This window comes from Telluria sp. AIW5 (assembly GCF_056680575.1).
Window position 1 is genome coordinate 292,671 of sequence record NZ_CM155289.1, and the last position, 17,032, is coordinate 309,702.

The window sequence follows — 17,032 nt, forward strand, 5'->3', positions numbered from 1 at the left end:
TCATATCGCCGGGTGGCGCCGACCACCCTACGCCCAACCGGACCGGACGCGCAAGCTCCCCCCAAAAGGTGTACGATACGCCGCTTTGCCGCCGCCGGGCCGGCATCGACATGCGACGCAACACCCTGTCGCGCAGCGCCGGCGCATCGAGACGAGCTCATGAACAATACCCCCGATCAATCGCCACTTGGCAAATCTTCCGCCTACCAGACCCAGTACGCCCCCGAGCTGCTGTTCCCGATCGCGCGCCAGCAAAAGCGCGACGAGCTGGCGATCAAGGGCACGCTGCCCTTCTTCGGCCTGGATATCTGGAATGCCTATGAATTGTCGTGGCTGAACATGCGCGGCAAGCCCCAGGTGGCGATCGCAACGGTCAGCGCGCCGGCCGATTCGCCGAACATCGTCGAGTCGAAGTCGTTCAAGCTGTATTTGAATTCCTTCAACCAGACCCGCCTGGCCGGCCCCGACGCCTTGCTGTCGCTGCTGCGCGAAGACCTGTCGAACGCCTTCGGCGCGCCGGTCCACATCACGCTCACGGAACCGGAACACTTCGGCAAGCTCAAAATGGGCGAACTCGACGGCCTGTCGCTGGACCGCCTCGACATCGAGGTCGACAACTATGCGCCGGCGCCTCACCTGCTCACCGCCAATTTCGAGGAAGCGCCGGTCGAAGAGACCCTGGTCTCGAACCTGCTGAAATCGAATTGCCTGGTGACCGGCCAGCCGGACTGGGGAAGCGTGCAGATCGACTACGTCGGTCCGCAGATCGACCAGGAAGGCCTGCTGCGCTACCTGATCGGCTTCCGCGAGCACAACGAATTCCACGAGCAATGTGTTGAACGCATCTTTATCGACATCCTGCGCCAGTGCAAACCGAGCAAGCTGGCGGTGTACGCGCGCTATACGCGTCGTGGCGGCCTCGACATCAATCCATGGCGGGCCAACTTCAGTACCGGGCGTCCGCACAATTTGCGCGGCGCACGCCAGTAAACGGTTTGTGGGGCTGTACCTTTCCAGCCACAGAAACTAACGAAAAAACAACAGTCAGCGCACGCTGCCTGCTTGCCTATTTTTCGGGCAAATGTGAGGAAAACACGGCAAATCCTCCCGTCCTCCCCCGTTTCATCCAAGGCGCATGGATTTTCGTTACGGAAATTGCGTGAACTCTTGTGGAAGCGCAAACAGCGCTCACGCCACTGCTGGGTGAATGGTCGAAACGGGCCGGTGACAGGCGTAGGATACCGACGCGAAATCGAATTACAGGCCTCAAAAACAGGCCTATAATTCCGCTCCGCAAGTCGGCTCCTCGTGCGCCGCAACATGAAAAGCGTGAAATGACCAATCTCAGCAAAATCCTTTCTCTTGAAAACGTCCAGCTCGACATCGCGGTGTCGAGCAAGAAGCGCGCCTTTGAACAGGCCGGACTCATTTTCGAGAACAACTGCGGGATCGCACGTTCGACCGTCTCGGAGAATCTGTTTGCGCGTGAACGCCTCGGTTCGACCGGCCTCGGCCACGGCGTGGCGGTGCCGCATGGACGCATCAAGGGCAGCAAGAGTTTAAAACAGCCGATCGCCGCCTTCGTCCGCCTGGCGGCACCGATTCCATTCGAGTCGCCTGACGGCCAGCCGGTCAGCCTGCTGTTTTTCCTGCTCATTCCCGACCACGTGACCCAGCAGCACCTGGAAATTTTGTCGGAAATCGCCGAGCTGTTCTCGGACGAAGCGATCCGCACGGCGCTGGCCACCGATACCGATCCGCGCTCGATCCACGAACGTATTATCAACTGGCAACCCAGTTTGCAGGCCTTGGGTTAAACTCGGGGGAGTATTCCCCCTGGGTCTTTTCCTTATTATCAAGCCATGCTGCAGACTCCGCTTACCATCCAACGGCTGTACGACGACAACCGCGACAGCCTGCAACTGGGCTGGTTCGCCGGCTTTCCTGGCGGCGAACGGCTGATCTCGGGCGACGTCGCCTCCGCCGCCGACCAGGTCGGCCACCTGAACCTGATCCACCCGGGCCGCATCCAGGTCTTCGGGCACCAGGAACTGAATTACTACCACCGCCTGAAATCGAGTTCGCGCAGCCATGTGATCGGCGAACTGATCGGCGGCGGACCGCCGGCGCTGATCATCGCCCAGGGTCTCGAAACCCCGCCCGACATCCTCGCCATCTGCGACGAGCAGAACATCCCGCTGTTCTCGACCCCACTGCCGGCGGCGCAGGTGATCGACTTCCTGCGCGTGTATCTGTCGAAAAAGCTGGCCCAGCGCGTCATCATGCATGGCGTGTTCATGGACGTGCTCGGCGTCGGCGTGCTCATTACCGGCGATTCGGGCCTCGGCAAAAGCGAGCTCGGCCTGGAACTGATTTCGCGCTCGCACGGGCTGGTGGCGGATGATGCGGTGGAATTCTCGCGCATCGCCCCGAACATGATCGAAGGGCGCTGCCCGCCGCTGCTGCAGAACCTGCTCGAGGTGCGCGGCCTCGGCCTGCTCGACATCAAGGCGATTTTTGGCGAGACCGCCGTGCGGCGCAAGATGCGCCTGAAACTGATCGTCCACCTCGTCAAACGCGGCGTGCTGGACGAAGAAGTCGAGAGATTACCCTTCCACTTCCCGACCGAAGAGGTGCTGGGACTGCCGATCCGCAAGGTCGTCATTCCCGTTGCCGCCGGCCGCAACATCGCGGTGCTGCTCGAGGCCGCTGTGCGCAACACGATCCTGCAACTGCGCGGGATCGATACGCTGCAGGAGTTCATGGAGCGGCAGAGACAGGCGATGAGCGGCGATTGAAAAACCATCGTTCCAAATACGGCCGCTAAACCCTCGCCGCATTCCCCGCTAACTTGCGTGATCGGAACGTATGCACCCCGATCCGGCCGATTCTGGCACGGACGACGACAAACGGGGGGCTGTTGCGGTATCATCAACCCATGCACATTGTTCTCATTACCGGTATCTCCGGATCGGGCAAATCGGTTGCCCTGAATGTCCTGGAAGACGCGGGTTACTACTGCGTCGACAACTTGCCGCCGGCACTGCTGCCGCAGCTGGTGAAAACCGTGTCGAGCGAAGGAACGGACAAGCTGGCCGTCGCCGTCGACGCCCGCAGCGCCGAGTCGCTGGCGGAATTGCCGCTCACCGTGGCCAGGCTGGAAGAAAGCGGCCACGAGCTGAAAGTCCTGTTCCTGACCTCGAGCACCCATTCGCTGGTCGCGCGCTTTTCCGAAACGCGGCGCAGCCATCCCCTGTCGCATACGCTGCGCCCGGGCGAGAACCCGGCGTCGCGCCGCACCCTGATCGAATGCATCGCCGAAGAGCGCGAACGCCTGGGGGCGATCGAGCAGCTGGGCCATGTGATCGATACCTCCGAGGCGTCGGCGAATAAACTCCGCGCCTGGATCAAGGAACTGGCCGAGGTCCAGCATGCACCGCTGACCCTGTTCTTCGAATCCTTCGCCTTCAAGGTCGGCGTGCCGCTCGATGCTGACTTTGTGTTCGACGTGCGCGCTATTCCGAACCCGTATTACGACCTGTCGCTGCGCCCGCTGACCGGCAAGGACGCCCCGGTGATCGCCTTCCTCGAGGCCCAGCCGAGCGCCACCGAGATGCTGCACGATATCTGCAAATTCGTGGAAAAGTGGCTGCCCTCGTTCAAGACCGATAACCGCAGCTACCTGACGGTGGCCGTCGGCTGTACCGGTGGACAGCATCGGTCGGTGTACATGGCTGAGCGGCTGGCGGCCTATTTCAACGAGACCGAGCGCGTGGTGTTAAGGCATCGCGAGCAGTCGTAAGAAGACACGTTGCACCTGCGTTCATCGTTGGCCCTGGCTTACCGTAGGGTGGGCATGCCCACGCGTGCGCCACATGATCGGCGTTTGCGGTAATCGACGCCGAACGGTAAGCGTAGGTATGACCGCGTAGGCTCGAGAGCCCACGCTACGTTACGCCACCGATATCAACGCAAATGCCGCAAGGGGTGTGCGTGTTCCGGCCACGCCGGCGCGAAGAAGGCTTCGACCATGTCCGCCATCACGGCGTCCAGCGTCGGCGGATTCCACCGCGGCGCGTTGTCCTTGTCGATCACCAGCGCGCGCACGCCTTCCAGCACTTCGCCGTGCTCGAAATTACGGCGCACCAGCGTGCGTTCCATGCGCAGGCAGTCGGCAACGTCGAGTGAGGCGCCGCGCAGCAGCATCTCGTGCGTCACGCACATCATCAACGGTGAACGCTGGCGCATCGCTCCCAAAGCCTTTTGCGCAAACGGATTCTCATCGCCTTCCAGTGAAGCCATGATCGCGGCCACCGAACCGGCGCCGAAGTGGCGGTCGATCGCGGCGCGCTGCGTTTCGAGGACGCTTTGTCCCGCGTCCGTGGCACAGCGCGCAGCGAAGGCGCGGATTGCCTCGGGCACTTGCGCGCCCGGCGTCGATGCGATCAGCGCATTCAGTTCGCCCAATTGCGCGCCCGGCACGAAGACGTCGGCCAGGCCGACATACAAAGCGTCGGCCGCGCCGATCGTCAATCCCGTCAAGCCCAGGTAATTGCCCAGCTGCCCAGGCGCGTGCGACAGGAAGTGGCTGCCGCCGACATCCGGGAACAGGCCGATATTCACTTCCGGCATCGCCATTTTCGTGCGCTCGGTGACGATGCGCAGGCCGGCCTGCGGACCGCCCTGGGCGATGCCCATGCCGCCGCCCATCACCACGCCATCCATGATCGCAATATACGGTTTCGGATAGAAATGGATCAGGTGATTCAGCGCGTATTCTTCGGTGAAAAAATCCTCGAGCAGCGCGCTGCCCCCAAGCGGCGTGGCGTGCCCCGCTTCGTGGAAGAAGCGGATGTCGCCGCCCGCGCACAGGGCTTTTTCGCTGCTGCTGGTGAGCACGACCGCGGACACGGAGGCGTCGTCGCGCCAGGCCAGCAGGATGTCGGTCAGGCGGCGGACCATTGCCAGCGAGAGGGAGTTCAAGGCCTTGGGACGGTCGAGGGTGATCGTGCCGGTGCCGTTGGCAATGCGGGTCAGGACGTGGTCGGTCATGGCGAGTGAGCTGGTGAAAGAGACATGTATTTTACCGAAGGCAGACGTGAAAAGGGCGCCTCCCGGCGCCCTCGTTCAGACGGTGCTCAGTGCCCGGTATTACAGCGCCGCAGCAGGCTCTCCGCCTTCAGGCAGGCGCTTGAGCGCCTCACGACTATGGTCCTTCAACATCGTCTTGTATTTCATCACCTGGCGATCCAGCCTGTCCATGAGCAGGTCGATCGCAGCATACAGGTCTTGCGCCACACTCTCCACGTGCACGGTCTTGCCGGACACGCGCAAGTTAATCTCGGCCTTTTGCCTTTTGTCTTTTTCGGTGAGATTGTCGATGGCGAGGATCACGTGGGAATCGATGACCTGATCGAAATGTCGGGTGATGCGTTCGAGCTTGTTCTGTACGTATTCACGGATGGCGGGGGTGACGTCGAGGTGGTGGCCACTGATGGTGAGATTCATACACACTCCTTTGAGAAGATAGCGGCCGCCGGGCCGCGCAAGGAGTGCGCGTGGCTGCCGCTGTTACAAGGATTTGCGGAGGCTGACGGGAGGGATCTTGAGCGCTTCGCGGTATTTTGCAACCGTGCGGCGCGCAATGACCATGCCTTGTTCACCGAGCATTTCCGCGATCTTGCTATCGGATAATGGGTTCTTTGGGTCCTCTGCTCCTGTCAGCTGCGCGATAAGCGCCCGTATCGCCGTGGACGATGCTTCGCCCCCCGCTTCGGTGGCGACATGGCTTCCGAAGAAATACTTCAGCTCAAACATGCCGTGCGGGGTCAGCATGAATTTCTGAGTTGTTACGCGAGAAATCGTGCTCTCGTGCAGACCCAGTGTATCAGCAATCTCGCGAAGCACAAGGGGACGCATGGCAACCGCGCCATGGCTGAAAAAGTTCTTCTGACGCTCCACAATTGCCTGCGAAACACGCAGGATCGTATCGAAACGCTGGCGCATATTTTTGATGAGCCACTTCGCTTCCTGCAGCTGCGCGCTCATCTGGCCTTCGCCTTTTCCCTGCTTGAGCAAATTCGCGTAGACGTTGTTCACGCGCAGGCGCGGCATGACTTCGTTGTTCAGCGAAACGCTCCAGCCGTTCTTCGATTTGCGGACAATAACGTCCGGAACGACGTAGTCCGAGACGCTCGATGCAAAGGCGGCGCCGGGATGCGGATTGCACTGGCGAATGACGGCTTGCGCTTCGCGCAGGTCTTCGTCGTCGCAGTCGAGCGCTTTCTTCAACTTCGTGAATTCGCGCTGCGCGAACCAGGTCAGGTAACCCTCGACGATCTTCAAAGCCATGCGCCGCGTCACCAGCGGCACGCCCGGCATGGCGCGGATCTGCAGCGCCAGGCACTCGGACGCGCTGCGCGCACCGACGCCGACCGGATCGAGGCTTTGCACCATCGCCAGCGCGCAGCGCAGTTCGTCGATCTCGACTTCCAGCTCTTCCGGCAGGCGCGCGTGGATCTCGTCGAGCTGCTCTTCCAGGTAGCCGTTGTCGTCGATGGCGTCGATCACCAGTTCGGCGAGGGCCCGGTCGCGCGCCGTCACGCCGGTCACCCGGATCTGCTCCGTCAGGTGCTCGCGCAAGGTCACGCCGATAGCGCCCAGCTGCGGACGGCCATCGTCGTCGCCGTCGGCGTTCGACGCGCGTGACAACTCTCCCCAGTCCGCGTCGGACTCGCCGCGTTCGACCTCGCCGCCGCCGTCAAGGCCGTCGGCACCATCCGCGGCTGCGGGGGCGCCCTCTTCCGCATTCGACGCCGGCGCCTCGCCTTGCGCCGGCGCGGCGTTGAGCGCGCCGTCGGCCAGCAGGCGCACCGAGTGGTCGAGCGGATCGTCGAGCCGCTCGAGCAGCGGATTATCGGACAGGATTTGCTCGATCTCCTGGTGCAGTTCGAGCGTGGACAGCTGCAGCAGGCGGATCGACTGCTGAAGCTGCGGCGTGAGCGCCAGGTGCTGCGAAGTCCGGAGTTGCAGGGATTGTTTCATGTGCCGCTTGGGTTCCGTGTTTTGCTACAGGCTTGCTACATGCGGAAGTGTTCGCCCAGGTAGACGCGCCGCACCGACTCGTCGGCGATGATGTCGTCGGGGCGTCCCGACGCCAGCACCGCGCCCTGGTTGATGATGTAGGCGCGGTCGCAGATGCCAAGCGTCTCGCGCACATTGTGGTCGGTGATCAGCACGCCGATGCCGCGCTCCTTCAGGAAGCGCACGATACGCTGGATCTCGATCACGGCGATCGGGTCGACACCGGCGAACGGTTCGTCGAGCAGCACGAAGCGCGGATTGGTGGCGAGCGCGCGCGCGATCTCGACGCGGCGCCGTTCGCCGCCCGACAAGGACAGCGCCGGGTTCTCGCGCAGCTTCTCGATTTGCAGTTCGGCCAGCAGCGAGTCGAGCCGGTCGTTGATGGCGGCTTTGGTCAGTGCCTTGCCGTTGTCGTCGCGCTGCAGCTCCAGCACGGCGCGGATGTTGTCCTCGACCGTCAGCTTGCGAAACACCGAGGCTTCCTGCGGCAGGTAGGATAAACCGAGTACCGCGCGCCGGTGGATCGGCAGGCTCGAAATATCGGTGCCGTTGATTTCGATGGCGCCGGCGTCCGACGGCACCAGGCCGACGATCATGTAGAACGAGGTGGTCTTGCCGGCGCCGTTCGGCCCGAGCAGGCCGACGACTTCGCCGCAACCCACTTCGAGCGACACGTCGCGCACCACCAGGCGCTTGCCGTAACTTTTCTGCAGCCCCCGCACGACCAGGGTACTGCGCTTGTCGCTTGCTTCTTTCATTATCGCTTTCCTGCTACTGGCGCTGCCGGCGTCGATGAAGGTGCCGATGCAGGCGCAGCCTTGGCCGCCGGCGCGCCGGCCGGGGGAACCGCTGCCGCAGGTGCGCCAGGCGCGCCGCGGCGCGGTGCGATGATCAGCGTCCCGCGCCCGCCGCCAAGCTTGCTCTCGCCGCTGGCGTCGTTGCGCACGGTCGCCACTTCCTTGCGGCTGTCGTAGGAGATGTAGGCGCCATCGAGCTCGTTGGTCAGCCGCCCGTTTTCGAGCTGCTTGACGATCGCCTTCGAGAACAGCTTGACCAGCTCCTGGCGCTCGTCGTATTCGATGCGCTCGGCCTGGCCTTCCATCCACAGGTCGGGTCCGCCGTCGCGCTTCTGGCGGAAGGTCGCCACGCGCCCCGGGCCGGAAGTGAGCGTCACGCTCATGTAGCCTTCCGGCGTTTCCTTCACCAGTGCGCGGTCCGACTTCATGATCAGGGTGCCGCGCGTGAGGATGACGTTGCCGGTCAGGATGCGCGTCTGCGTGACTTCGTCGACGTCGAGCGAATCGAAGTTGATGACGGCCTGCTTCAGCGAGTCCGCGCGCTCGGCGGAAGCCGATAGCGAGAGCAAGGAAAGGAAGGCGGCGGCGAGAAGGGTTTTCATTAGGGCTCGTTCCTGTTATTGGGTGGGTGCGGCGTGCTGGCGCGGCGGATAGACGATCTGGCCACGCCCGCCGAGGTGCAGCTTCTGGGTCGGGTTCTCGGCCACCATGCCGACCCCGTTGACCGAGGCGGCGCCGAGGGTCATCTGCACCGGAAGTTTCGTCTTGACGACCTCGTCGTCGGCCAGCAGGGTGAGCGCCTCGGTGCGCGCGCGCAGTGCTTCGCTCTTGGGCGTGGCCGGGCGCGCGATGTCGACATTGCCCATCAACTCGACGCGGTTTTCGGCGTGATAGACCTGGCCGCGGTCGGCGTGCATGGTCATGCGCGGGCGGCCCGGCGCCATGCTCTCGACGATCGGCTTCGATACTTCGGAGACGTCGTTGTCGGGATGGTGGGCCAGGCGCGCGCCGGACATCACGTAGCGCGGCACGCCGGTTTCGGTCATGCGCACGAAACTGAAGTTCTCGACGATGTAATCGGGCTCGTTCAGGTTGTTGCCGGCGCCTGCCGTGTCCCCGGTCTGGATCGCCTGCAGCAGCCAGAAGCTGCCGAAGGCGAAGAACACGGCCGTTACCATCAGCGCCAGCATGCGCCAGCGGTGTGCGGTCCGTTTGTTCACGTAGGTCGCCATGGTGTCACGCCCATGCGAACTATGCGAAATAAGGCGCGAGCGCCTCTTCGTACTTGCCCTGCGCGCGCAGCACCATGTCGCACACTTCGCGCACGGCGCCGCGCCCGCCGCCGGCTTTGGTGACGTAATGCGCGCGGTGCTGCACTTCCGGGTGCCCGGTCGGCACCGTCGCGGCAAAGCCGACCTTGGCAAGCAGCGGCAGGTCGATCACGTCGTCGCCGATATAGCCGCACTGCTCGGCCGTGAAGCCGGTCTGTTCGAGCAGTTCGGCAAACGCGACGCGCTTGTCCTGGTGGCCCTGCCAGACGTGGTTGATGCCGAGGTCGCGCGCACGCGCCAGCACGATCGGCGATTTTCTCGCGCTGATGATGGCGGTAATCACACCCGTCTTTTGCAGCAGCTGGATGCCCAGGCCGTCGAGCACGTTGAAGGTTTTCGTGATTTCGCCGTCCGGCCCGTAGGTCAGGCTGCCGTCGGTCAGGATGCCGTCGACGTCGAAGATCATGACTTTGACGCGCGCGGCGCGCTCCATGTGTGCAAGCGGGGTCATCAGATTACCTTTGCGCGGGTCAGGTCGTGGATGTGCAGGGCGCCGACCAGCAGGCCCGCTTCGTCGACCACCAGCATCTGGTTGATGCGGAATTCTTCCATGATCGCCACCGCGTCCACCGCCAGCTGCTCGGGGTGCACGGTGCGCGCGCCGACGTGCATGACGTCGCGGATGGTCACATTCGAAAAGTCCTGCATGCGCTCGATCAGGCGGCGCAGGTCGCCGTCGGTGAACACGCCGAGCGGTTTGAAGTCCGGGTCGACCACGGCGGTCATGCCCATGCCCTTCTGGCTGATTTCCAGCAGCGCGCGGGTGAGCGGCGTGTCGGGCGTCACCGCCGGAATCGCCTCGCCGCTGCGCATCACGTCGCGCACGTGGGTCAAGAGGCGCCGGCCCAGCGCGCCGCCCGGATGCGAGCGTGCGAAGTCTTCCTCGCGAAAGCCGTGGGCGTCGAGCAGCGCCACCGCAAGCGCGTCGCCGAGGGCCAGCGTGACCGTGGTACTGGCGGTCGGCGCCAGGTTCAGCGGGCAGGCTTCCTTGGCCACCGACACGTCGAGGTGGACATCCGACAGGAGCGCGAGACGGGAGTTCGGCTTGCCGGTCATCGCGATCAGGGGCGTGCCCATGCGTTTTACCACTGGCAGGATGTCCATCAATTCGGAGGATTCGCCGGAATACGAAATCGCGATGAACACGTCCTTGCTGGTCACCATGCCCAGGTCGCCGTGGGCGGCTTCGCCCGGGTGCACGAACATGGCCGGGGTGCCGGTCGAGGCCAGGGTCGCCGCGATCTTGCGCGCGATGTGGCCGGACTTGCCCATGCCCGAGACGACCACGCGGCCGCTGCAGGCGTACATCAGGGCGACCGCGCGCGCGACGCTGTCGTCGGCATCCAGTCGTGCGTCCAGCGCGTGGATGGCATCGGCCTCGATGGCCAGGGTTTCGCGCGCCAGCGCGAGCACGCGCCGCGACTGGTTCTCGTCAAAACTGTTCAGCATTGTTTTTTCATCGGTTACACTCATTCTGGAAGTATAAACGAATTGGGAAAGCAAAAAACTTGCCAGACGTATCAAACAACGCTCGGTTCACAGAAAGACCTGATCACGCATGGCGTCCGGACTCGAACTGACCCTGCTGCTGCTCGGCAGCGCCGTCCTCGGCGTGGTCGTGTTCCGCAGCCTGCACCTGCCGCCGATGCTGGGCTACCTGGCCGTCGGCGTGCTCATTGGCCCGCATGCCTTCGGTCTCGCGGCGGAAACCGGTTCGACCCACGCGCTGGCCGAATTCGGCGTTGTTTTCCTGATGTTCTCGATCGGCCTCGAATTCTCGCTGGCCCAGTTGCGCGCGATGCGGCGCATCGTGTTCGGCCTCGGGGTGGCGCAGGTGGTGCTGACCATCATCGCCACCATGATCGGCGGCCTGGTTCTCGCGATGTGGGCGCCGCAGCTGCGGATCGGCTGGCAGGCCGCGTTTGCGCTGGGCGGCGCGCTGGCGATGTCGTCCACCGCCATCGTCGTGAAACTGCTGACCGAGCGGCTGGAGCTCGAAAGCGAGCATGGACGGCGCATCATCGGCATCCTGCTGTTCCAGGACCTGGCCGTGGTGCCGCTCCTGATCCTGATTCCCGCGCTGGCGAAAGACCCGGAAAACCTGGTGCGCACGCTGGCCTGGGCCGGGGTAAAAGCCGCGGCGGTGCTGGCGCTGCTGCTGTTCTTCGGCCAGAAGCTCATGCGCAGCTGGTTCACGTTAGTGGCCAAGCGCCGCTCGCAGGAGCTGTTCATGCTGAACCTGTTACTGGTGACGCTGGGCGCGGCCTGGATCACCGAGCGCGCCGGCCTGTCGCTGGCCCTGGGCGCTTTCGTGGCCGGCATGCTGATCTCGGAAACCCAGTTCAAGCACCAGGTCGAGGAAGACATCAAACCGTTCCGCGACGTGCTGCTCGGCCTCTTTTTCATCACGATCGGCATGCTGCTGAACGTGCAGCTGGTCTTGCAGAACTGGTGGCTGGTGCTGCTGCTCTTGATCATTCCCGTGCTGCTGAAATTCGTGCTGATCGCGGGCCTGGCGAAGGCGTTCGGCTCGTCGGACGGCGTGGCGATGCGTACCGGTCTGGCGCTGGCGCAGGCCGGCGAATTCGGCTTCGTGCTGCTGAACATGGCCTCGGGCTCGAAGCTGATCGATCCCTTCCTGATGCAGCTCGTATTGGCTTCGATGGTGCTGTCGATGCTGGTCGCGCCCTTCGTCATCGCCAAGTCCGACCAGATCGTGATGAAGATCGCCTCCAACGAATGGATGATGCAGTCGCTCCAGCTCACGCAACTGGCAAGCCGCACGATGGCCGCGCAAAAGCACGTGATCCTGGCGGGTTTCGGGCGCAGTGGCCAGAGCGTGGCCACCTTGCTGACCGATGAGAAGCTGCCCTGGCATGCGCTCGACCTCGACCCGGAACGGGTGCAGGAAGCGCAGTCTGCCGGCTCGAGCGTTTCCTACGGCGACGCCGGCCGGCGCGAAGCGCTGATCGCGGCCGGCATCAATCGGGCAAGTGCATTGGTGATCACCTTTGCCGACACGCGCGCGGCCTTAAAAGTGCTGCACCTGGTGCACGAGCTGGCGCCCTCGCTGCCGGTGATCGTGAGGAGCCACGACGACAGCGACCTCGAACTGCTGCGCCAGGCCGGGGCGACCGAGGTGGTGCCGGAAGCGCTGGAGAGCAGCCTGATGCTCGCTTCGCACGCGCTGGTCGTGGTCGGCGTGCCGCTGCGCCGCGTCGTGCACCGCGTGCAGAGCGCGCGCGACGAACGCTACGCTTCCCTGCGCGGCTATTTTCACGGCGCCAGCGACCTGGTCGAGGACCCGGAGCACATGTACGTGCGCCTGCATTCGGTGGTGCTGAACGAGGCTGCGCAAGGGGTCGGGCGACGTATCGACGAGTTGGGGCTGGATGAACTGGGGGCGGAGGTAAGCGGGATCCGGCGCGCGCGGGTGCGGATCGAGCCGGAGGCCGGGACGGTGCTGCTGGCGGGCGATGTGGTGGTGCTGCGCGGGTCGGGAGATGCGGTGACGCGGGCGGAGGGGCGGTTGTTGTAAGCGCAGGGTGGTCGGCTCATTGCTCATGGTGAAATAAAATTTCACCTATAAGCAAGAAATGAAATTTTATTTCACTGGGCCATCACGACGCGGTTGCGCCCTGCTTCCTTCGCCTGGTACAGGGCCCCGTCCGCCGACGCCACCAGTTGCTGCGCCACCCCTTCGATCGCATGGTCGCGTGCGACATCGTCGAGGGTGGCGACGCCGATCGAGACCGATACGTTCAAACACTGCCCGCCCGCCACGTCAAACGGCTTGTCGGCCACGCCGGCGCGGATGCGGTCGGCAACCATGGCGGCCGCCGGCAAATCGGCATTGATCAGCAGGACCACGAATTCTTCGCCGCCAAAGCGCGCCAGCGCGTCCGAGACGCGCAGTTCCATCTTGATGCGGGCCGCGATTTCGCGCAGCACGTCGTCGCCGGCCTGGTGCCCGACCTTGTCGTTGACGGCCTTGAAGTAATCGACGTCGATGAACATGACCGAAATGCGGTAATCCTGGCGCTGCGCCCGCGCGATCTCTTCGATCAGGCGGCGGTCGATGTAGCGGCGGTTGTAGACGCCGGTCAGCGGATCGGTCAGCCCGATGTATTTCAACATCTCGTTGCTGATCACGTTTTCCAGGCAGATCGCGATGATCGAGGCCATGTGTTCGACGAAGTCCGTGCCGAGCGCTGCGGTGAAGCGCTGCAGGTCGGTGCTGCCCAGGTTCAGGCTGCCGATCAGGCGTTTATTGCGTAGCAGCGGCACCAGCGCCACGCTCGATAGCCCCGCGGGCGGATGCGGGAACATCGCGCCATGCTGGGCGCGGCTGTACGGTCCGAGGCGCGGGCGCGGCCGTTCGCCGGGCTCGAAGCCGAGTTCCACCGCGTGCTCGCAGAACAGCAGGTTCGGGAAGGCCTCGAAATCGACGCCCAGCTTGTGCATCACCGTATAGATGTCGGCATCGGTGTCGACCAGCGCCAGGGTCACGCTGTCGAGATCGGAAATGACGGGCAGCAGGCGGAAGATCGTGCCGACCAGTTGCGGGAAGTTCGCGGCGCCGACGATTTCCAGGTCAAACGCCTGGTGGCGCGACATGATCTCGTGGTTGCGCTGGGCCTGCTCCATGACATAGCTGATCCGCGCGCGCAGGGCTTCGTTCTCGGCAACGAGGTTGCGCAGGTCGGGCAAAGCGACGTCCGGCTGGTGCATGGGAATTCCTTTTGGCAATACCCGTTACATTACGTGAGTTTTCATCGCTTGAGAACGGGATTGCCGGTTTTTTCATTTCCACCTGCCGAAGCGCGGCCTTAAAACGACAGGCTGACCTCGAATGCCTGCCCGACGCGCAGCACAGCGCCCTCGCCTGCGGTCACGATGCAGTTCATGCCGACGCAGACGGCGCCGTCGAGGATCGCCTTGGCGCGCCACGATTGCAGGATCTCGAGCGGGTCCGGGCCGGGGATGCCGGTGACCTGGGCGATGGCCGGGATCGGGCAGCGGGCGCAGGGTTTGACGGGCTTGATCACGATCTCGCCCGAGCTGAACGAGGCCGTATAGTCCTCTTCGAACGGGTCGGTGCCCGCGATGACGAGGTTGGGGCGGAAGCGGTCCATCGGCAAGGCGTCTCTTGCGGCGGCGCGCAGGTGGGCATTGATGTCGTCGAGGGCGGATTGCCCGATCAGGAGCAGCGGATAGGCGTCGGCAAAGCGGGCGCTCGAAGGCGCGCCGCCGGTCCATTTTTCGCTGGTGGGGCGGGAGGCATCGGGTTTGAAGCGCACCAGGCGGCAGCGGGTGCCGAGCACGTCGCCGAACCAGGCGGCGGCGGCGTCGCCGCAATCGATGGCATCGACCTGGTCGTCCCAGATGTGGACGCGCAGCGTGTTCGTTGATGCCTGTGGCGCCAGCGGCAGGCGCAGCGGCGGCATGCCGGATGCCGCCGCTACCAGCGCATCGCCGTCCACGCGCGGCACGATGACGGCCATGCGTGGGAATTCGCGCTGGGTGAGGAACTGGCCGTCGTTCGTCACCAGCATCCATTCGCGGTCGTGCACGCCGTGGGCGGACAGGCCGGAAACGGTGGCAATCGCTTCCCCGACCGGCAGGCCGGCGCAGGATTTGATCGGGTAGAGGATGAGTTGGGAGAGCGTGGCCATGGCGCGTGCGGGGGTGTCGGGGGCGACAGTATCGCATCAATCGTGGCGGCCCGGATGCCGCCGGTGGCCGCGTGGATGCGGCTTGTGAACGCGTGGGCATGCCCACGCGGTACACCATCAATGACCACGCTCCGCCAAACATCACCCCTTCGACACCTTCATCTGGCTCAACTCCCCCGTCAAATACCCCACCGCCGCGCCGAATTTATCCTTGTAGTTCGCCCGCACCAGCGGATCGAGCGTGGTCTTGACCGCGTTGTGAATGCCGCCCCAATCCCCCGCGTGCTGGAAGTTACTCATGATATAGGTCCAGCCATTGAGCTCGTCGACCGCATGCAGGCCGGTCGACTCGCCGCCGGCGGGAATCGACATCAGGCGCGACAGCACTTTGGTGTCGACGTTGTACGCCCACAGGAAGTTGTTCACGTGCTGGCTACTGTCCTCGCCGATGAACAGGGTGCGCATCTTTTCCGAGAATTTCAGGTTGTCCGGATTGCCGATGCGGTCCGGATTGGCGGTGTTGCCGAGGGCGTCGGCAGCGATGTCTTCGCCGGTGACCAGCGCCCGCACATCGACCGGCATCCACTCGCTGCCGATGGCCGCGCCGCCGAGGTCCTTCTGGCCGCCCGTCAGCCTCAAGGCCATCACTGCGCCGGCGTTCAGCGCCTTCGGAATCGCGATGCCATTGCCGGCGACGTTCAGCGCATTTCCCGCCACCATCGAGCTCTGGCAGTTCTGCAGCGCCGAGTAGGCGATCTTGTCCTTCGCGTTGACGGTCGTGCCTTCCATCTTGGTAAAGCCCATCGAGGCGCCCACCAGCGCGGCGTAGCGGTGGGTCTCCAGGAAGGCTGCCGCCTTTTCCATGCCGGGTTTGAGCTTGATCCATTCGATGGCGCCGCTCGCCGCGATCTTCGTGAAGCCTGGGTCTTGCGGGTCGCTCGTGCGCAGATCCATGATGTCGGTGGCCTGGATGCTGGCGGCCAGGGCGCGGATTTCGGCGCTGGTGGCGGAACCGAGCCTGATCCAGGTGAGCGGCGCCGCGGCGGCTGCCGGATCGAGCGAGAAGCCGGCGCCGACTTTCGCGACATACAGGGTGCCGCTCGACAGGTCTTTTTCGCGGTCGGCGACGAACACGAAATAGCCGCTGTTGGTGGCGTCGTCCCCCATCAGCACCGTGCGCCCGTCGGGCATCACCTGCACCAGTTCGTGCGAGATGCGGCCCAGGCAGTAGTGCTTCTTGATGGAAGCGGTGCCGTCCGGGTTGACCGTCACTTCCGGCAGGTGGCCATAGTTGTAGGGATTGGCCCTCGTCTCGCTGCCGTACAGGTTCTTGCTGAAGGCCTTGAACTGGGCGTCGCCCGCGGCCGTAAAGGCGTTCGGCTCGTACTCCTCGCTCGACAGGTGGGTGCCCCAGGGCGACAGGCTGGCGCCGCAGGTGATCCACAAACCTTCCACGCCCGAGGTGTCGACGTTGTGGTATTTCACCAGCGTCAGCTTGCCGGTGGCCTGATCCTGGTCGAGGGTGAGCACGCCGATCGGCGACGGCAGGCGGCCGTACATGCCGGTCTCGCCGTCCTGGGCAAAGCTCGTGTATTCGAATTGCACGACGGCGAACACGGGCTTGCCCTTCACGCCCGGCACGCTCGCATTCGGCACCGAGAGGAGCGAGGTACCGTCGGGCGCATCGGAAAAGAACTGGCGCTCGCGGCCAGGCACGGTCGCGTCGATGACCGGTTTGTTCTGGATGTCGTAGTAGCCGCCGGCCAGGATCGTGCCGCCGTTGCCGTTCGGGACCATGTCGCCGGTGATGAAGAAGGGTTGATAGGCCAGCTTGAAATCGAGCTTGCTGCTGTCGCTGAAGTTCACCGTCATCGTCGAGCCGACCGTGCTGGTCGCCATCGCGGCGGCGTTGGCCAGCGTCGGCGCGGCCATCGAACTGAAGGCGACCGAGCCGAGGGTGACCACCGGTGCGGCCGGGGCCACGGCGTCCGGCACGCCGGCATCGTTGTCGCCACCGCAGGCGCTCAACAGCGAAGCGGCGGCAACGCTCCCCAGCGGCAGCATCGGGGCGGCGCCCAGCATGCGCAACAGGCGGCGGCGGGACAGTTCAGGGGTCGGGTTCATGCGTCGTCTCTCCAGTCGGGAT

The 17,032-nt window shown here is 64.2% G+C and carries 16 protein-coding genes; 5 read left to right on the forward strand and 11 right to left on the reverse strand.

Going from position 1 to position 17,032, the window contains the following annotated elements; genetic code table 11:
• The first annotated feature begins 159 nt into the window (after positions 1 to 159).
• From queF to rapZ, 4 genes are all read left to right on the forward strand, one after another.
• On the forward strand, positions 160 to 990 hold the full coding sequence (gene queF, locus AC1MEM_RS01290; protein ID WP_499474890.1) for an NADPH-dependent 7-cyano-7-deazaguanine reductase QueF: 831 nt from the start codon (positions 160 to 162) through the stop codon (positions 988 to 990).
• 344 nt (positions 991 to 1,334) lie between these two features.
• Positions 1,335 to 1,817 (forward strand): PTS sugar transporter subunit IIA, encoded by a 483-nt coding sequence (locus tag AC1MEM_RS01295; RefSeq protein WP_499474891.1) that lies wholly within the window; start codon positions 1,335 to 1,337, stop codon positions 1,815 to 1,817.
• 45 nt (positions 1,818 to 1,862) lie between these two features.
• Positions 1,863 to 2,798: an HPr(Ser) kinase/phosphatase gene (gene hprK / locus AC1MEM_RS01300; protein WP_056345175.1), complete on the forward strand. Its 936-nt coding sequence runs from the start codon at positions 1,863 to 1,865 to the stop codon at positions 2,796 to 2,798.
• 140 nt (positions 2,799 to 2,938) lie between these two features.
• The gene (gene rapZ / locus AC1MEM_RS01305; protein WP_499474892.1) at positions 2,939 to 3,802 is read left to right on the forward strand and encodes an RNase adapter RapZ; all 864 of its coding nucleotides are present in this window, start codon (positions 2,939 to 2,941) and stop codon (positions 3,800 to 3,802) included.
• A 164-nt stretch (positions 3,803 to 3,966) separates the two neighbouring features.
• Here rapZ and AC1MEM_RS01310 read toward each other — a convergent pair whose 3' ends face one another.
• From AC1MEM_RS01310 to AC1MEM_RS01345, 8 genes are all read right to left on the reverse strand, one after another.
• Entirely contained in the window at positions 3,967 to 5,052 is a 1,086-nt protein-coding gene (locus tag AC1MEM_RS01310) for an enoyl-CoA hydratase/isomerase family protein (RefSeq protein ID WP_499474893.1), read from the reverse strand.
• 99 nt (positions 5,053 to 5,151) lie between these two features.
• On the reverse strand, positions 5,152 to 5,508 hold the full coding sequence (gene hpf / locus AC1MEM_RS01315) for a ribosome hibernation-promoting factor, HPF/YfiA family (protein WP_499474894.1): 357 nt from the start codon (positions 5,506 to 5,508) through the stop codon (positions 5,152 to 5,154).
• 63 nt (positions 5,509 to 5,571) lie between these two features.
• The gene (locus tag AC1MEM_RS01320) at positions 5,572 to 7,044 is read right to left on the reverse strand and encodes an RNA polymerase factor sigma-54 (RefSeq protein WP_499474895.1); all 1,473 of its coding nucleotides are present in this window, start codon (positions 7,042 to 7,044) and stop codon (positions 5,572 to 5,574) included.
• 35 nt (positions 7,045 to 7,079) lie between these two features.
• Complete coding sequence (gene lptB, locus AC1MEM_RS01325) at positions 7,080 to 7,841, reverse strand: LPS export ABC transporter ATP-binding protein (RefSeq protein WP_499474896.1); 762 nt, start codon at positions 7,839 to 7,841, stop codon at positions 7,080 to 7,082.
• A complete protein-coding gene (lptA, locus tag AC1MEM_RS01330) occupies positions 7,841 to 8,482 on the reverse strand; it encodes a lipopolysaccharide transport periplasmic protein LptA (RefSeq protein ID WP_499474897.1) in 642 nt (213 codons plus the stop codon). Before lptA ends, lptB begins: the two co-directional genes overlap by 1 nt.
• A gap of 15 nt (positions 8,483 to 8,497) precedes the next feature.
• A complete protein-coding gene (gene lptC, locus AC1MEM_RS01335; RefSeq protein ID WP_499474898.1) occupies positions 8,498 to 9,100 on the reverse strand; it encodes an LPS export ABC transporter periplasmic protein LptC in 603 nt (200 codons plus the stop codon).
• Between the two features lie 31 nt (positions 9,101 to 9,131).
• Positions 9,132 to 9,662 carry a KdsC family phosphatase gene (locus AC1MEM_RS01340; RefSeq protein ID WP_499474899.1) on the reverse strand — a complete coding sequence of 177 codons (531 nt, stop codon included), beginning with the start codon at positions 9,660 to 9,662 and terminating at the stop codon, positions 9,132 to 9,134.
• Complete coding sequence (locus tag AC1MEM_RS01345; protein ID WP_499474900.1) at positions 9,662 to 10,684, reverse strand: KpsF/GutQ family sugar-phosphate isomerase; 1,023 nt, start codon at positions 10,682 to 10,684, stop codon at positions 9,662 to 9,664. Before AC1MEM_RS01345 ends, AC1MEM_RS01340 begins: the two co-directional genes overlap by 1 nt.
• A gap of 85 nt (positions 10,685 to 10,769) precedes the next feature.
• Here AC1MEM_RS01345 and AC1MEM_RS01350 point away from each other — a divergent pair, with 85 nt between their 5' ends.
• A complete protein-coding gene (locus AC1MEM_RS01350; protein WP_499474901.1) occupies positions 10,770 to 12,749 on the forward strand; it encodes a monovalent cation:proton antiporter family protein in 1,980 nt (659 codons plus the stop codon).
• 71 nt (positions 12,750 to 12,820) lie between these two features.
• On the opposite strand, the gene AC1MEM_RS01355 is transcribed toward AC1MEM_RS01350, so the two are convergent.
• The 3 genes from AC1MEM_RS01355 to AC1MEM_RS01365 all read right to left on the reverse strand — a co-directional run bounded on the left by AC1MEM_RS01355 (position 12,821) and on the right by AC1MEM_RS01365 (position 17,010).
• Positions 12,821 to 13,942, reverse strand: a complete 1,122-nt coding sequence (locus tag AC1MEM_RS01355; protein WP_499474902.1) for a GGDEF domain-containing protein — start codon at positions 13,940 to 13,942, stop codon at positions 12,821 to 12,823.
• A gap of 98 nt (positions 13,943 to 14,040) precedes the next feature.
• Entirely contained in the window at positions 14,041 to 14,886 is an 846-nt protein-coding gene (locus AC1MEM_RS01360; protein ID WP_499474903.1) for an MOSC domain-containing protein, read from the reverse strand.
• Between the two features lie 141 nt (positions 14,887 to 15,027).
• Entirely contained in the window at positions 15,028 to 17,010 is a 1,983-nt protein-coding gene (locus tag AC1MEM_RS01365) for a PhoX family protein (protein WP_499474904.1), read from the reverse strand.
• Between the last annotated feature and the right edge of the window lie 22 nt (positions 17,011 to 17,032).

Coding starts and splice junctions, on each gene's coding strand:
- queF (WP_499474890.1), top strand. CDS start 160: ATGAACAATACCCCCGATCAATCGCCACTTGGCAAATCTTCCGCCTAC.
- AC1MEM_RS01295 (WP_499474891.1), top strand. CDS start 1,335: ATGACCAATCTCAGCAAAATCCTTTCTCTTGAAAACGTCCAGCTCGAC.
- hprK (WP_056345175.1), top strand. CDS start 1,863: ATGCTGCAGACTCCGCTTACCATCCAACGGCTGTACGACGACAACCGC.
- rapZ (WP_499474892.1), top strand. CDS start 2,939: ATGCACATTGTTCTCATTACCGGTATCTCCGGATCGGGCAAATCGGTT.
- AC1MEM_RS01310 (WP_499474893.1), bottom strand. CDS start 5,052: ATGACCGACCACGTCCTGACCCGCATTGCCAACGGCACCGGCACGATC.
- hpf (WP_499474894.1), bottom strand. CDS start 5,508: ATGAATCTCACCATCAGTGGCCACCACCTCGACGTCACCCCCGCCATC.
- AC1MEM_RS01320 (WP_499474895.1), bottom strand. CDS start 7,044: ATGAAACAATCCCTGCAACTCCGGACTTCGCAGCACCTGGCGCTCACG.
- lptB (WP_499474896.1), bottom strand. CDS start 7,841: ATGAAAGAAGCAAGCGACAAGCGCAGTACCCTGGTCGTGCGGGGGCTG.
- lptA (WP_499474897.1), bottom strand. CDS start 8,482: ATGAAAACCCTTCTCGCCGCCGCCTTCCTTTCCTTGCTCTCGCTATCG.
- AC1MEM_RS01340 (WP_499474899.1), bottom strand. CDS start 9,662: ATGACCCCGCTTGCACACATGGAGCGCGCCGCGCGCGTCAAAGTCATG.
- AC1MEM_RS01345 (WP_499474900.1), bottom strand. CDS start 10,684: ATGAGTGTAACCGATGAAAAAACAATGCTGAACAGTTTTGACGAGAAC.
- AC1MEM_RS01350 (WP_499474901.1), top strand. CDS start 10,770: ATGGCGTCCGGACTCGAACTGACCCTGCTGCTGCTCGGCAGCGCCGTC.
- AC1MEM_RS01355 (WP_499474902.1), bottom strand. CDS start 13,942: ATGCACCAGCCGGACGTCGCTTTGCCCGACCTGCGCAACCTCGTTGCC.
- AC1MEM_RS01360 (WP_499474903.1), bottom strand. CDS start 14,886: ATGGCCACGCTCTCCCAACTCATCCTCTACCCGATCAAATCCTGCGCC.
- AC1MEM_RS01365 (WP_499474904.1), bottom strand. CDS start 17,010: ATGAACCCGACCCCTGAACTGTCCCGCCGCCGCCTGTTGCGCATGCTG.